Genomic DNA, 13,609 nt, shown 5'->3' with positions numbered 1-13,609 from the left:
GGCGCCGGCCCGGCACCCGGCAACCCGGCGCGAACTCGTTCAGGCCTGCCCGCACGCCGGGCAGGTGCCGCGGCGGCGCAGCCAGTAGGCGAAGGTCGCCGCTCCGAGCGCGAGCGACCACAGCGGCCACAGGAACGCGGGGCCCACGGCGCCCCACGTCTCGGCGTCCAGCCCCAGCAGCCCCTCGGACAGGCCGAGGACGATCATCGAGATCCCGGCGGGCAGCACGGCCACGGCCACGACGGTCGCGGGGACGACGGCGAGGCCGACGGGGACCCGCTTGCCGGCGAGGCCGAGCGTCCAGCGCGGGAAGACGTCGCCCCCGCGCTGGTACAGGCCGAGGGTGAGCGCTGCGCCGAGCAGGGCGAACGAGCCGAGCCCGACGGGCCCGATGAGGTCGATCCCACGCATCGACTCGACGGACTCCCGGGAGAAGCCCAGCGGGATCCCGAACGCCCACGCGATGCGGGTCAGGCCGTAGAAGGCCGGGATCGCGGCGGCCACGAGCGCCGCCACCCTGCCCCAGCGCGCCGCCGCCGCCGGCGTCGTCCACATCGGGCCCGGGCCGTCGTGCCGACGGCCGCAGCGCTCGCACTCCCGCCGACTGCGTCGGGCGGAGCGCACGGCGGCGACGGCGAGGAGCACCGCGCCGCACAGCACGGCCGTCTGGAACAGGAAGTCGGGCGCCACGTAGTGGTCGAGGGAGGCACGCACCTCGGCGTTGAACAGCGACATCACGAGGATCGCGGGCAGGTAGCCGAGTCCGGCCAGGACGGTGGCGTCGACCAGCAGGACGGCGCACAGCAGCACAACGCCGGTACCGACGGCCACGGCGACCCGCGGTCCGCGCGCGGTGGACCGGCTCCAGCGCATCCAGGCCGCGAGCGCGGCACCGACGGCCGCGAACGCAGCGACACCGGTGGCCAGCCTCTCGACCGGGACGTCCCGGAGCAGGCCGTGGTTGAGCGCCTCGGGTGCCATCGCGGCCGAGCCCACGGCCCGGAGGTGGAGGAGCGCGAGGACGAGACCGGCCGCCCACCCGACGGCGGCGAGGGTCTCGGCACGGCGGGGTGCCCGGTCGCGACGTGACGTGCGGCCGGCCGGGGGTGAAGACTGCGGAGCTTCGCGTGTGGTCATGCCACGAGCCTCGTGGCCCGCGGCGGCGGCCGGATCCCCCGCCGCGACCAGGTGCCTCACCCGTGCGGGGGAACCTCAGCCGGCGCGCACGAACCCCGACGTGTAGGCGCGCACCACGGCTTGCGTCCGATCGCGCACCCCCAGCTTGCCCAGCACGTTGCCCACGTGCGTCCGCACCGTCTCGACGCCGACGTACAGCTCACCGGCGATCTCGGCGTTCGACATCCCGTCCGCCATGAGCCGCAACACCTCACCCTCGCGCTGGGTGAGCCGCGCGGAGGCCAGGGCTTCGCCCGACGGCGGACGGCCGGCGGCGAGCCGGCGCACCGCGTCCGGGAACAGCAGCGAGTCGCCCCGTGCGACGACGCGCACGGCCTGCGCGATCTCCTCCGGCCTCGCCCGTTTGAGCAGGAACCCCTGGGCGCCGGCCTGCAGGGCGTCGAGCACGTGGTCGTCGTTCTCGAACGTCGTCAGGACGAGCACCCGGGGCGTCGGGCGCGTGCCGGACGGCGTTGGTGAGCGCCTCCTGCACGATGCGGTACGCCTCGCGGGACACGGCCGCCGGGACGACCGGCCGGAGCGCGTCCGGGTCGGTCGACAGGGTGACCTCCGTGCCCGCGTGCCGCGCGTCCTCCACCAGGTCGGCCACGTGGCGCAGGTCTCTGACGGGGCCCGCGGGAGCAGCAGGTGCCGACGGTGCCGACGTCGGCCCGCCGACGGCCGGCCCGCCCGGCGCCCCGGCGGCCTCGCGCAGCAGGCCGAGCACGTGGTCGAGGTCGGCCATCGCCGCGCGCCCGGTCTCCTCCACGGCGGCGAGCGCGCGGCGGGCCGCCGCGGGGTCGGTGTCGACCTGTCGCGCAGCCGCGGCCGCCTGCAGCGTGGTGATGGTCAGAGCGTGCCCCACCGAGTCGTGGAGCTCGCGAGCGAGCCGCCCCCGCTCCGCGGCGCGGCGGGCGTCGGCCTCGAGCTCGGCGATGCGGTCCGACTGGTCCGGGCCGAGCAGCGGGACGGCAGCCTGTCGCAGCACCCCGCGGGCGAGCGCCACGAGGTACGGCAGGGCGAGCAGCAGGACGACGGCGAGGGCCAGCCAGGCGACCGGGCTGTCGCTGATCGGCGCCACGCCGCGCAGGATCGAGCGGTCCGCCCCGGCCGCGGACAGCACGAGCTGGGTGGCCACCGGGACGGCGACGAGGAGCCCCACGGCGACGGCGGCGCCCAGCGCCAGGTGGAGCGCGAACCAGGCGGCCCCGCGCCACCGCGTCGCGGCGCTCGGCGGGCCGGACGGTTCCGGCAGGTCGCGCGGGTCCACGTCGAGGAACGTGCGCACGGCCAGCACCTGGAGCGTGCGCACCGACGCGAGGAACGGCGGCGCACCGACGATGGCGAGGGTCACGAGCGCCAGCACCACCACGGCCGCGCGCGGGACGTCCGTCGAGGCGAACATCTGCACGAACCCGGCCACCAGCGTCAGGTACGCCCCGGCGAGGACACCCCCGATGACGAGGTAGATCCCGGCACGCACGGTGGACCCGGCCACGAGCGGTCCGACGGCGCGTCGCACGCCGGGGTGCCGCCGTCGGCCCCTCGCTGTCCCCACCACCATGCCCGCCAGTCTGCCGAGCGGACCGCCGCCGCGCCTCCCCCGCCCGGGGGAACCGCCGCACGTCAGGTCCGGCGTGCCGTCAGGCGGCGAGCTCCTGGCCGCTCATGCGGTGGATCGAGGTCATGACCTCGTCGGTGAGCCGGCGCCGCGCCTGGGCCGGCCGGGTGCCGGTCTCGATCTGCCGGGAGGGGTCGATGGGCGGGCCGAAGTCGACGCGGATGCCGCGCGCCGGGCGGGGCAGCCGCTTGCCGACGGGCTGGACCTTGTCGGTCCCCCGCAGCGCGACGGGCACGACGGGAGCCGTCCCGGCCAGCGCGAGCCACGCGACCCCGGTGTGCCCCTTCTGCAGGCGCCCGTCGCGCGACCGGGTGCCCTCCGGGTAGATGCCGAACGCGTCACCGCGCTGGAGCACGTGCAGGGCGTCCTCGAGGGAGCGCTGGCCGGCCCGCGGGTCGTCGCGGTCGACGGGGATGTGCCCCATGGTGGTGAAGAACCAGCGCGACACCCGCCCCTTGAGGCCGCGGCCGGTCCAGTATTCCGCCTTGGCGATGAAGGTGACGTGCCGCGGCACCACGAGCGGCAGGATGATCGAGTCGATGAACGACAGGTGGTTGCTCGCGATGATGACCGGACCGCGCCGGGGGACGTTGTGCAGGCCGCTGACCTGGGGACGCAGGAACACGTAGACCAGGAGCGACAGCACGAGCTTGAGGATGCGGTACGTCACCGGCTCATCATCCCTCAGGAGAGGGTGACGAGGTAGTCCTCGGCGTCGTCGTCCCAGGCGAGGCTGACGGCGTCGGCGGCCGCGGCGGCCTTGCAGAACTGCAGGAACCCGCCGTACCCGAGGGCCTTCTCCGAGAAGTCGGGGCGGCGCTTGCGCACGTGGTTCTTCAGGCCGGACAGCGCGGCAGTGCCACCCGCCTCCTGCACCACGGCGCGCAGCAGGTCGAACGCCTTGGCGCTGTCGGGCTGCTCGGGCAGCTCGACGACGGGGTCGCCGGACGACGGCCCCTCGGTGAGGACGACGACGTCACGGTCGGCGAGGTAGCGCAGGAACTCCCCGAAGGTGCGGAAGCCGTAGTCGGACTCGCTGAACGTGGGCTCCTTGCGCACGAGGGTGCGCTTGAGCTGGGAGGCCGTCACCGATCCGGACGCCGAACCCTGGAGGCCGGCGAGGGTCTGGGCGACCTTGACCTCCATGGTGGGCGGCTCGCCGGTGGGGGCGTCCTCGTCCTCGTCGTTCGCCGGCTCCGGCGCACGGTCGGGCACGTCGACGGGCTCGGGGAGGGTGATCTCGGGCTTCTTGCGGCGGGTCCTGCCGCCCGTCGTGCCCGACGTCGTGGCGGGGGCGGCCTCCTCGGCGGGCGGCAGCTCCTCCGCGACGGCCGCGGCGGCCTTGCTCCGGCCGGTGGTGGCACGCGAGCTGGTCGACCGGCCGGAGCCGGACCGCTTCGTCGTGCTGCGCTTGGGACGCGCCTCGCTCTCGTCCGGGACGTCGACGCCCTCAAGACGGTCGTAGAAGAGGAACTCGTCGCAGGCGGACGGCAGCAGCCGGGAGGTGGACTTCTCGACCCCGACGCCGATGACGCGCTTGTCGAGCTCGCGCAGCTTGTGCACCAGCGGGGAGAAGTCCGAGTCACCTGTACACATGACGAAGGTCGAGATGTACTCGCGCTCGAACGCCATCTCGATCGCGTCGACGACCATCTTGATGTCGGCGGCGTTCTTGCGGGACGCGCCCATGCGCTGGGGCATCTCGATGAGCTCGACCTGGTGGCGCGTCAGCATCCGGCGGTCCTCGTCGAAGTACGACCAGTCCGCGTACGCGCGACGCGTCACCACCCGGCCGCGCACCGCGAGGGCGTCCGCGATCGGCTGGAAGTCGAACTGCATCCCGCCCAGGTGCTCCCGGGCGCCGAGCGCGAGGTTCTCGTAGTCGAGGAAGACGGCAAGGCGCTCTTCGGTGTCCATGCCGCCACCCTACGGGTGCACCGCTCGCCGTGCGTGCCGCCGCGACCGCCCAACGCGTCACCCTGCTCCACCCACGGCGGCCGCCATCACCGCCCAGACGCCTCCCTGGACCGGATGGAGGGCCGTCGCCCCGCCGGAACCTGTGGTCATACCACAACGGAGGGAGATCTCATGTACCAGGGAGCCACCATCGGGTCGGGCGGGGCGCTGGCCGTGACCGGCGCGACCGCTGCGGCCTACGGGATCATCGGAGCCTGGACGCTCGTCGTCGCGGGGCTCGCGCTGCTGACGATCGTGCGGGTCATGGCCCAGCGTCGCCGTGCTGCCGTCGAGCTCGGCCGCTGAGCCACCGATCATCCACGGGCACCGTCACCTACCGGGTGACGGTGCTCGTCCCCGCCCACGAGGAGGCGGCGCTGCCGCGGACCCTCGCCGCCGTCGCGGCCCAGACCGTACGCCCCGCGCGGGTCGTCGTCGTGGCCGACAACTGCACCGACCGGACGGCTGACGTCGCCTCAGCAGCCGGTGCCGAGGTCCTGACGACACGGCACAACACCGACCGCAAGGCGGGAGCGCTCAACCAGGCCCTGCGGCAGGTTGACACCGAGCTCGTCCTGGTGCTCGACGCCGACACCACGATCGTCCCCACCTTCGTCGAGGAGGGCCTGGCCCTCCTCGACGCCCATCCTCGTGTCGGGGCCGTCGGTGGCGTCTACACGGGCGACCGACCGCGGGGCTACCTGCGGCGGTGCCAGGCCGACGAGTACGAGAGGTACGCCACCCAGATCGACGTGACCCGGCGGACGTCGGTGCTCACCGGGACCGCCGCGCTCCTGCGTGACGACGCGCTCGACGCCGTGGCCCGCGCACGCGGTGACCGCCTGCCCGGGACCCGCGGCGACGTCTACGACCGCACGGCGATCACGGAGGACAGCGAGCTGACCCTCGCCCTGCGCACGCTGGGCTTCGACCTCGCGTCGCCGTCGTCGATGCGGTGCACGACCGAGCTGATGCCGACGTGGCGCGACCTGCACCGCCAACGGGTGCGCTGGTACAAGGGCATGCTCGACAACCTCGCCTCCTACGGGGTCACCCGGACGACGCTGCGGTACCACGGGCAGCAGCTCATGCTCGTGATCAGCACCCTGATGCTCACCGCGCTGGTCGTCCTGACCCTGCTCGCGGTGGTCACGCAGACCTTCCACCTGGTCCCGTTCTGGCTCGCCGTCGGCGGGTGTTCCTCGTCGAACGGGTGGTCACGGCATGGGACGCGGGACCGCGGGGCAGGTTGCTCGCCGCACTGGTCCTGCCCGAGCTGTTCTACGACCTGGCGCTCCAGCGAGCGTTCATCCAGGCCGTCGTGCTGCACGCCACCGGTCGCGACACGTCCTGGCACCACGTGACACCTCACGACGAGGCAGCTCAGCGACGGCCGCTCCTCGCCACGAGGGCGTCCCGGCCGGCGACGCCCAGCTTGCGGTAGGCGCGGTGCAGATGGTTCTCGACCGTCGAGACGGCGATCCCCAGCCGGTGGGCCACCTGCTGGTTCGACAGGCCCGCCTCGACGAGCTCGACCAGCTGGCGCTCGCGAGCGCTGAGGCGGGACTCCGGATCGTCGCCCACCAGCCCCCGCAGGGCCTCGGGCAGCCGGTCGCTCTCGGCACGCAGACGGTCTGCGCCGCGGTCGTCTCCCGCCGTCCGCAGCAGCCGCACCGCATGACCCAGGGCCCGGGCCGCCAGGAGCGGCACCCCGCGCCGCAGGCTGTCGCGGTAGAGGGCGAGCGCCGGCTCCGGCGACAGGGAGACCGCCGCCGCGGCGAGCGCCGCGAGGTCCCGGGGCCCGGCCCCCTGAGCACCGTCGAGCAGCCGGCGCACATGCTCCGCGCGGTCGGCGTCGGGGACGGCCTCCACCGCGATCACACCCATGACGGCGGCGGCGACCGTGTAGCCCCGGACCTCGAGCCGGGAGGCCTCGTCCCAGAAGGCGTCGGCCTGCACCCGTGGGCGGTCCGCCTCGAGACCCGCCATCGCGCCGTCGAACCAGCCGACCGATGTGAAGGGCCAGGGACCGGGCACCGGGGCGACGGCCTCGGCCTGTCCGGCCAACGAGCGCGCGGCACCCCACCTGCCCTCCTGCAGGGCGACGTAGGCGCCGAGCGCCAGGGTGCCGGCGGCCAGATGCGCCCATCGGGCCGGATCAGGCCGACGGCGAGGATGACGCCGACGTGGTCGCGGAGCTCGGCGAACCGCCCCAGCAGGGCGAGCGCGACGGAGCGGACGTACCCGTGGGCCCAGATCCCCTCGACGTCGTGGGCGGCGATCGCCTCGTCGAGGTGGCTGGCCGACCAGGCGAGCGCAGCCTCGACCTGGCCGTCCAGGACGAGGGTGATCCCTCGGTCGACGGCCGCGGAGCGGGCGGTGCGCCCGTCCTGCGCCATCGCCTGGTTCCCGGGCCGGGCGGCGTCGTCCTCGTCGGCCGGCCGTGCGGCGACGGACCGGAGCAGTGCCGTCGCGTCGTCCGTCCGCCCCGCGACGAGGAGAGTCTCGGCCACCGCCACGCCGACGATGGTGCGCGCCGGTCCGTCGGCCGGCACGGTGAGACGGCCGTCGGGTCGATGGTCGATCGTCAGGACGAGCCGTTGCTCCATGGCGCGCAGCACGTCGTCGAGACCGGCCCCGACCATCTCCGGTGGCATCGGCCGGCGCAGCACCGTCCGGGCGGCGTCGAGGTCGGAGGTCGTGATGCCGAGGCGGACGGCGTCGAGACCTCGCAGGTGCGCGACGGCGAGCGGGTCACCGTGCTCCGGGGTCCCCGCGACCACCCGTTCGGCCTCGGCAGGGTCGAAGCCGACCATGAGGAGCGTCTCGAGGTAGCGCGCGGCGGTCGTCGGTGTGGGGTCCTACTCCCACTCGACCCGCCGCAGCACACGCTGCCGCACGAGATGGTCGCTCAGGTAGCGGTCGAGGACCGTCGCGCGCTCACGCCCGACGGCCGTGCACACCTCCTGCGCGAACAGTCGGCTCCGCTCGGATCCCTCGAAGTCCGCTCCGGCCACGGGGTCCGCCGCTCCGAGGGTGGCCCGGATCTCCTCGCCGGCCCGTCGCTGGAGGATCCCCCCGTCGCCGTGGCGGAACTGCTCGCTCAGCAGCGGCGGATACAGGCCCACCAGCGACGACGCACTCGCACATCTCACGATACGGTCGCGCTTGTCCATAGGATGAACCGTGCGTAGAGTCGATGCCGAAGCCATCCAGAGCGGCCGAGAGTCCTGGCTCGACGACGCCGCAGCAACCCGTTCTCCGACGGAAGCCTCCCGAGGACGAAGGTGCTCAACTCCAGGCCCGATGGAGTGACGCATGGTCGCAGAGGCACCCCTGCACGTCCCGGCACGACGCCACCGCCCGACGGTGAGCTTCGAGCTCATGCCGCCGCGCCGGCCCGACGCGGCGCCGAGGTTCTGGGAGACGGCGCGCCGACTGGTCGCCGCGAGCCCCGAGTTCATCTCGGTGACCTACGGCGCCGGCGGCGGGGACCGCGCCACCGCTCGCCAGGTCGTCGCGACCCTGCTGGCAGGCACCCCGGTGCTGCCCGTGGCGCACCTGACCTGCGTGGGAGCCTCGCGCGAGGACGTGTCCGCCGTCGTCGACGAGTTCCTCGAGGCCGGGGTCCGCTCGTTCCTCGCCCTGCGAGGCGACCCGCCGCGGGACCAGCCCGACTGGCGCCCGCCGGCGGACGGCGTGCACTCGTCCATCGAGCTCGTCGCCCTGCTGCGCGAGGTCGAGGCGCAGCGGTGCGCCGCCGACCCGGCCGCCGCCGTCCGCGGCGCGGCACGGCCCCTGACCGTCGCGGTCGCCACCTTCCCCGACGGCAACCGCCAGGCGGGGACCACGCGCACCCAGGAGGTGCAGCGGCTGCTGGAGAAGCAGCAGGCGGGTGCGTCGTTCGCCATCACCCAGCTGTTCTACGCCGCGGACAGCTACACCGACTTCGTCGCCGAGGCCCGTGCGGCCGGCGTGACGATCCCGATCCTCGCCGGGCTGATGCCCACGACCGAGCCCCGCCGGCTCCGTCGTGTCGAGGAGCTCACCGGCGTCCCCGCGCCCCAGCACCTGCTGGACGCGCTGGACGCCCTGCCGAACCCCGAGGCGCAGCACGCCTACGGGACCGCGTACGCCGTCGAGCTCGCCCAGCGTGTGCTCGACGCGGGCGCGCCCGGCCTGCACGTGTACACGTTCAACAAGTACCGACCCGCTCTGGACCTGCTCGAGGGTGTTCACCTCGGCGGTCGGACGTCGCACGACGTCCCCGACCTGGCCAGAAGGCCGCTGGTACCGGGCATCCCGACCGAGGCTCCCGCCGTCTGACACGCTGCCGAGCAGGACGTTGCGCCCGCTATGCCTGACGAATACGGGCACAACCTCCTGGTCGGCGACGAGCGACGCGGGAAACCGACACCTGGAGTGCTCATGACCACCACGACCGACCTTCCGAACCCCGCCTTCCCCGGTGGCACCATCCTCGGCTACCCCCGCATCGGCCGGCGGCGCGAGCTCAAGCGCGCCGTCGAGGCGTTCTGGGCCGGCCGCACCGACGCCGTCGACCTCGAGGTCGCGGCCGGCGCGCTGCGCCGCGAGACCCTGCAGCGACTGGTCGCGCTCGGGCTGAACCCCGAGGACGGCTCCGTCCCGGGCTCCTTCTCGTTCTACGACCAGGTCCTGGACGTGGTCGCGCTGCTCGGTGCCGTCCCGGCCCGCTTCCGCGACCTGATCGACGGCGAGGACGGCTCGCTCGACCTGGACGGCTACTTCACCGTCGCCCGCGGGCGCGGCGAGGACGCGCCGCTGGAGATGACCAAGTGGTTCGACACGAACTACCACTACCTGGTCCCGGAGATCAGCGAGTCCACCCCGATCTCGTTCGCGGACCACCGGATCGTGCGGGAGTTCGCCGAGGCCAAGGAGGCCGGCGTCACGACGCGCCCGGTGCTCGTGGGGCCGGTGACCTTCCTCGCCCTCTCCAAGGCGGCAGACGACGCGGGCGAGGGTTTCCACCCCCTCGACCGGCTCGACGACGTCGTCGCCGCGTACGCCGAGCTGCTCCGGGCGCTGGCCGCCGTCGGCGTGCCGTGGGTGCAGCTGGACGAGCCCGTCCTCGTCTCGGACACCGTCGACGCGCCGGCCGAGCGGGTCGACGCAGCGATCACGACCGCGTACCGCGCGCTGGCGACCGACCTCGCTGCCCGGTCCGCCGACGACGCCCTCGACACCGTGGCAGAGCGCCCGGCCATCCTGGTGGCCACCCCCTTCGGCGGGCTGACGACCGGCGGCTCCGAGGACGCCTCCGCCGGCGCGACGACCGCCCGTGACGGCCTGGCCCTGCTCGCCGCCACGGACGTGGACGCCATCGCGATCGACCTGGTCAAGGGCGCCGTGCCCGAGGGTTCCGGACCGGGCGGGACCGTTCCCGGTCTGGAGACGAAGACCCTCGTGGCGGGCGTCGTCGACGGGCACAACGTGTGGCGCGCCGACCTCGCCGCCCGGTTCGACCGCCTCGTCTCGTTGCGTCCCCTGGGTGCCGGTGCGCTCACCGTCGGCACCTCGACGTCGCTGCTGCACGTGCCGCACGACGTGGACGACGAGACGTGGTCCGACGCCGCGGCGGACCGGGCGGGGCGGACCCCCGAGCTGCGCCGCTGGCTCGCCTTCGCCGACCAGAAGGTCCGCGAGGTGACCGTGCTGGCCCGTGCCGTGACCGACGGCCCGGACGCGGTGCGCGAGGAGCTCGACGCGGCGCGTGCGGCGGTGGCCGAGCGCGCGGCCGCGCCAGGCGTCGTCGTCCCCGAGGTCCGGGACCGTCTGACCGCGCTCGCCGAGGGCGACTTCGCCCGCGGCGCGCACGACGAGCGGGTCGCCGCGCAGCGCGAGCGGCTCGGCCTGCCCCCGCTGCCGACCACGACGATCGGATCGTTCCCGCAGACGTCGGACATCCGCAAGGCACGGTCCGCCTGGGCGAAGGGAGAGCTCGACGACGCGGCGTACACGGCGGCGATGCAGGCGGAGATCGCGCGGGTCGTCGCGCTGCAGGAGGAGATCGGGCTGGACGTGCTGGTGCACGGCGAGCCGGAACGCAACGACATGGTCCAGTACTTCGCGGAGCTGCTGGACGGGTTCGCGACGACGGACCTGGGCTGGGTGCAGTCGTACGGTTCGCGCTGCGTGCGCCCGCCGATCCTGTGGGGCGACGTCACCCGGCCGGCGCTGATGACGGTGGAGTGGACCCGCTACGCGCAGTCGCTCACCGCCAAGCCGGTCAAGGGCATGCTGACCGGCCCGGTGACGATCCTCGCGTGGTCGTTCGTGCGGGACGACCAGCCGCTGGCGGACACCGCGAACCAGGTGGCGCTCGCCCTGCGCGACGAGGTGCGTGACCTCGAGGCCGCGGGGACCGCCGTCGTGCAGGTGGACGAGCCGGCCCTGCGCGAGCTGCTGCCGCTGCGCCGGGTCGACCAGCCGGCGTACCTGGCGTGGTCGGTCGGCTCGTTCCGGCTGGCGACGGCCGGTGCGGCGGCCTCGACGCAGGTGCACACGCACCTGTGCTACTCGGAGTTCGGTGAGGTCATCGGGGCGATCGACGGCCTCGACGCGGACGTGACGTCCATCGAGGCGGCACGCTCGCGCATGGAGGTCGTCCCGGAGCTGCACGCCGCGGGATACGCGCGGGGCGTCGGGCCGGGCGTCTACGACATCCACTCCCCCCGCGTGCCGTCCGTGGACGAGGTCACCGAGCTGCTCCGGCTCGCGGTCGGCGCGATCGACCCGGCCGTGGTGTGGGTGAACCCCGACTGCGGGCTCAAGACCCGCGGGTACGCCGAGGTGGAGCCGTCGCTCCGGCACCTCGTCGAGGCGGCCCGGACGGTGCGCGCCGGCCTCTGAGCCGCGTGAGCACGGCCGTGGCCCCGAGCGGTGAGCGACATCTCATCGCTCGGGGCAACGGCCGTGTGCCACCATGGTGGGTGGTCCTGCCGCACGGCGGACCAGCAGATCGGAACGAGGAGCGAGAGATGCAGCGCGTCGTCGCGGGGAGCGGGGTGGCCGTCGAGGCCTGCTCAGGCAACCCGTCGAACCCGGCCGCCTGCCGCTGATCCGACGTCGGACCGCGTGAGGGTGGCCGGGCTCTGCCCTGCCCACCCTCGCTCCAGGAAGCCGACCCATGAACCCCCTCACCGAACAGCAGATCCGCGCGTCCCTCGTCAACGCCACCCGCAGCGAGCGGCAGCGGATGATCGTCCCCGACCTGGCGGAGCTCCGCTGGGACCGCCTCGACTACCTCGGCTGGCGCGACCGCAAGCAGCCGCTCGCGGCGTACGTGGTCGTCGAGCTCGACGACGCGCCCGTCGGGATCATCCTGCGGGCCCCTGGGACCAGCAGCCGCCGGGCGGCGATGTGCGCCTGGTGCGAGGAGGTCGGCGACGGCAACGACACGTCGCTCTACGTCGCTCGCCGCGCCGGCGCACCCGGCCGCCAGGGCAACACCATCGGCACCCTGGTCTGCAGCGACTTCCGCTGCTCGCGCAACGTCCGGCGCCGGCCCACCCTGGCCGAGTCGGGGTCCGACGACGACGCCGTGCGCGCCGCTGTCGTCGAGCGCCGGGTCCTGGGGCTGCGTGAGCGCGGCCACCGGTTCGTCGAGCAGGTGCGCAGCACCGCCTGACCGATGCCCGCCACCGCCGTCTGGCCGGGGCCACGGCCCCGGCCCCGGCCCCGGCCCCGGCCCCGGCCCCGGCCAGATAGTGATCGAAAGTGTTTGTTTCGGGGCCCGGCGTCCGGGACCCGTACCGGAACGATCACCTGTGCACTAGCGTGCGTCACCAGTCGACCCGGGCGCGTGATCACGAGCCCGGTCGACACGAGCACCCCGGGGTCGCGGCAAGTGCCTCGACCTGCCGAGCAGGTCGACGGCGAACGGCACCCGGTTGCAGCAGTACGACTGCTGGGGTGCCGCCAACCAGCGCTGGGACGTGTGACATCGGGCGCGAACGGATGTTCGCCCAGAGCGAAACGACACCTCTTGGCACTCCGGGTCCGAGAGTGCTAAATCAGAGGTGTAGCCAGGCGACGCCGGACGGACCGGCGCGCTGATCGCGCTCGGGGCCGCAGGCTGCGGCCCTCGTCGAGGAGGTGATGCGCGATGGCTACCTACTGGGACCCGTTCCAGGAGATGGATCGACTCTTCGGGTCGCTCGCCACGTCGAGGAACGCCCCGGCCATGCCGATGGACCTGTTCCGCGAGGGTGACCACTACGTCCTCGCCGCCGACCTGCCTGGTATCGACCCCGGCAGCATCGACGTCTCGTGCGAGGACCGCACGCTGACCATCCGGGCCGAGCGCACGCCGCGGTCGGGCGAGGGGCAGTGGCTCCTGCGCGAGCGCACCTCCGGGACCGTGGCACGCCAGCTCACGCTGGGGCGCGGGCTGGCGCTCGACCAGATCAGCGCCTCGTACGCCGACGGCGTCCTGACGCTGACGATCCCCGTGGCCGAGGACGCGAAGCCGCGGCGGATCGAGGTCAGCCACAAGTCCGGCCGTGAGGCGATCGAGGCCGGCTGATCCACGCCGCGTCGCCGCGACACCCGGCAGGTCGGCGCCGGTGGGGGCTCAGCCCCTGCTGGCGCCGACCATCGGCAGGCCGAACGCGAGCGACGCGGCCACGATGCCCCCGCCGAACACGTACGGCGCGATCGCCGGGTCGGCCGTGGCGCCGATACCGATGAGGACCAGGCCACCGAGGAACAGCACGAACGAGACGATCACGCGGCCGAGCATCGCGCCCGGGGCGTCGTTCTGCGGGGCCGGGTTCACCTTGAAGTCGCTCATGAGGCCAGCCTAGCCCGAGC

14 protein-coding genes, 1 pseudogene and 1 riboswitch are annotated in these 13,609 nt (G+C 74.0%); of the genes and pseudogenes, 8 read left to right on the top strand and 7 right to left on the bottom strand.

Features of this window, described 5'->3' with window-relative positions:
* Nucleotides 1-39 precede the first annotated feature (39 nt).
* From AC3RJ8_RS00445 to AC3RJ8_RS00425, 5 genes are all read right to left on the bottom strand, one after another.
* Complete coding sequence (locus tag AC3RJ8_RS00445; RefSeq protein WP_489714010.1) at nucleotides 40-981, bottom strand: hypothetical protein; 942 nt, start codon at nucleotides 979-981, stop codon at nucleotides 40-42.
* Between the two features lie 231 nt (nucleotides 982-1,212).
* Nucleotides 1,213-1,374 (bottom strand): response regulator transcription factor, encoded by a 162-nt coding sequence (locus AC3RJ8_RS00440; protein WP_489715543.1) that lies wholly within the window; start codon nucleotides 1,372-1,374, stop codon nucleotides 1,213-1,215.
* Nucleotides 1,375-1,387: 13 nt separating this feature from the next.
* The gene (locus tag AC3RJ8_RS00435) at nucleotides 1,388-2,740 is read right to left on the bottom strand and encodes a sensor histidine kinase (RefSeq protein WP_489714009.1); all 1,353 of its coding nucleotides are present in this window, start codon (nucleotides 2,738-2,740) and stop codon (nucleotides 1,388-1,390) included.
* A 79-nt stretch (nucleotides 2,741-2,819) separates the two neighbouring features.
* Nucleotides 2,820-3,467 carry a lysophospholipid acyltransferase family protein gene (locus tag AC3RJ8_RS00430; protein ID WP_489714008.1) on the bottom strand — a complete coding sequence of 216 codons (648 nt, stop codon included), beginning with the start codon at nucleotides 3,465-3,467 and terminating at the stop codon, nucleotides 2,820-2,822.
* A 14-nt stretch (nucleotides 3,468-3,481) separates the two neighbouring features.
* Nucleotides 3,482-4,714 carry an NYN domain-containing protein gene (locus AC3RJ8_RS00425; protein ID WP_489714007.1) on the bottom strand — a complete coding sequence of 411 codons (1,233 nt, stop codon included), beginning with the start codon at nucleotides 4,712-4,714 and terminating at the stop codon, nucleotides 3,482-3,484.
* A gap of 171 nt (nucleotides 4,715-4,885) precedes the next feature.
* Here AC3RJ8_RS00425 and AC3RJ8_RS00420 point away from each other — a divergent pair, with 171 nt between their 5' ends.
* Entirely contained in the window at nucleotides 4,886-5,059 is a 174-nt protein-coding gene (locus AC3RJ8_RS00420) for a hypothetical protein (RefSeq protein ID WP_489714006.1), read from the top strand.
* Nucleotides 5,060-5,094: 35 nt separating this feature from the next.
* On the top strand, nucleotides 5,095-6,117 hold the full coding sequence (locus AC3RJ8_RS00415; RefSeq protein ID WP_489714005.1) for a glycosyltransferase family 2 protein: 1,023 nt from the start codon (nucleotides 5,095-5,097) through the stop codon (nucleotides 6,115-6,117).
* Nucleotides 6,118-6,136: 19 nt separating this feature from the next.
* Here the strand turns inward: AC3RJ8_RS00415 and AC3RJ8_RS00410 are convergent, their stop codons facing one another.
* On the bottom strand, nucleotides 6,137-6,820 hold the full coding sequence (locus tag AC3RJ8_RS00410; RefSeq protein ID WP_489714004.1) for a LuxR C-terminal-related transcriptional regulator: 684 nt from the start codon (nucleotides 6,818-6,820) through the stop codon (nucleotides 6,137-6,139).
* Between the two features lie 119 nt (nucleotides 6,821-6,939).
* Here AC3RJ8_RS00410 and AC3RJ8_RS00405 point away from each other — a divergent pair, with 119 nt between their 5' ends.
* The 6 genes and pseudogenes from AC3RJ8_RS00405 to AC3RJ8_RS00380 all read left to right on the top strand — a co-directional run bounded on the left by AC3RJ8_RS00405 (nucleotide 6,940) and on the right by AC3RJ8_RS00380 (nucleotide 13,322).
* Nucleotides 6,940-7,947: a hypothetical protein gene (locus tag AC3RJ8_RS00405; protein ID WP_489714003.1), complete on the top strand. Its 1,008-nt coding sequence runs from the start codon at nucleotides 6,940-6,942 to the stop codon at nucleotides 7,945-7,947.
* 11 nt (nucleotides 7,948-7,958) lie between these two features.
* A riboswitch (SAM riboswitch) is annotated at nucleotides 7,959-8,066 on the top strand.
* A 5-nt stretch (nucleotides 8,067-8,071) separates the two neighbouring features.
* Complete coding sequence (locus AC3RJ8_RS00400; protein WP_489714002.1) at nucleotides 8,072-9,079, top strand: methylenetetrahydrofolate reductase; 1,008 nt, start codon at nucleotides 8,072-8,074, stop codon at nucleotides 9,077-9,079.
* 102 nt (nucleotides 9,080-9,181) lie between these two features.
* The gene (gene metE, locus AC3RJ8_RS00395) at nucleotides 9,182-11,647 is read left to right on the top strand and encodes a 5-methyltetrahydropteroyltriglutamate--homocysteine S-methyltransferase (RefSeq protein ID WP_489714001.1); all 2,466 of its coding nucleotides are present in this window, start codon (nucleotides 9,182-9,184) and stop codon (nucleotides 11,645-11,647) included.
* A 277-nt stretch (nucleotides 11,648-11,924) separates the two neighbouring features.
* Entirely contained in the window at nucleotides 11,925-12,425 is a 501-nt protein-coding gene (locus AC3RJ8_RS00390) for an FBP domain-containing protein (RefSeq protein WP_489714000.1), read from the top strand.
* 223 nt (nucleotides 12,426-12,648) lie between these two features.
* Nucleotides 12,649-12,738: pseudogene (locus tag AC3RJ8_RS00385) on the top strand (RICIN domain-containing protein); the annotation flags it as partial.
* Nucleotides 12,739-12,902: 164 nt separating this feature from the next.
* Complete coding sequence (locus tag AC3RJ8_RS00380) at nucleotides 12,903-13,322, top strand: Hsp20/alpha crystallin family protein (protein ID WP_489713999.1); 420 nt, start codon at nucleotides 12,903-12,905, stop codon at nucleotides 13,320-13,322.
* A gap of 48 nt (nucleotides 13,323-13,370) precedes the next feature.
* Here the strand turns inward: AC3RJ8_RS00380 and AC3RJ8_RS00375 are convergent, their stop codons facing one another.
* The gene (locus AC3RJ8_RS00375; protein WP_489713998.1) at nucleotides 13,371-13,589 is read right to left on the bottom strand and encodes a hypothetical protein; all 219 of its coding nucleotides are present in this window, start codon (nucleotides 13,587-13,589) and stop codon (nucleotides 13,371-13,373) included.
* Nucleotides 13,590-13,609: the final 20 nt, after the last annotated feature.

This window comes from Isoptericola sp. MSGPD8_1_ISO-PGPR-S23-394 (genome assembly GCF_058072785.1).
This window is presented reverse-complemented; position numbering and strand designations above follow the sequence as displayed.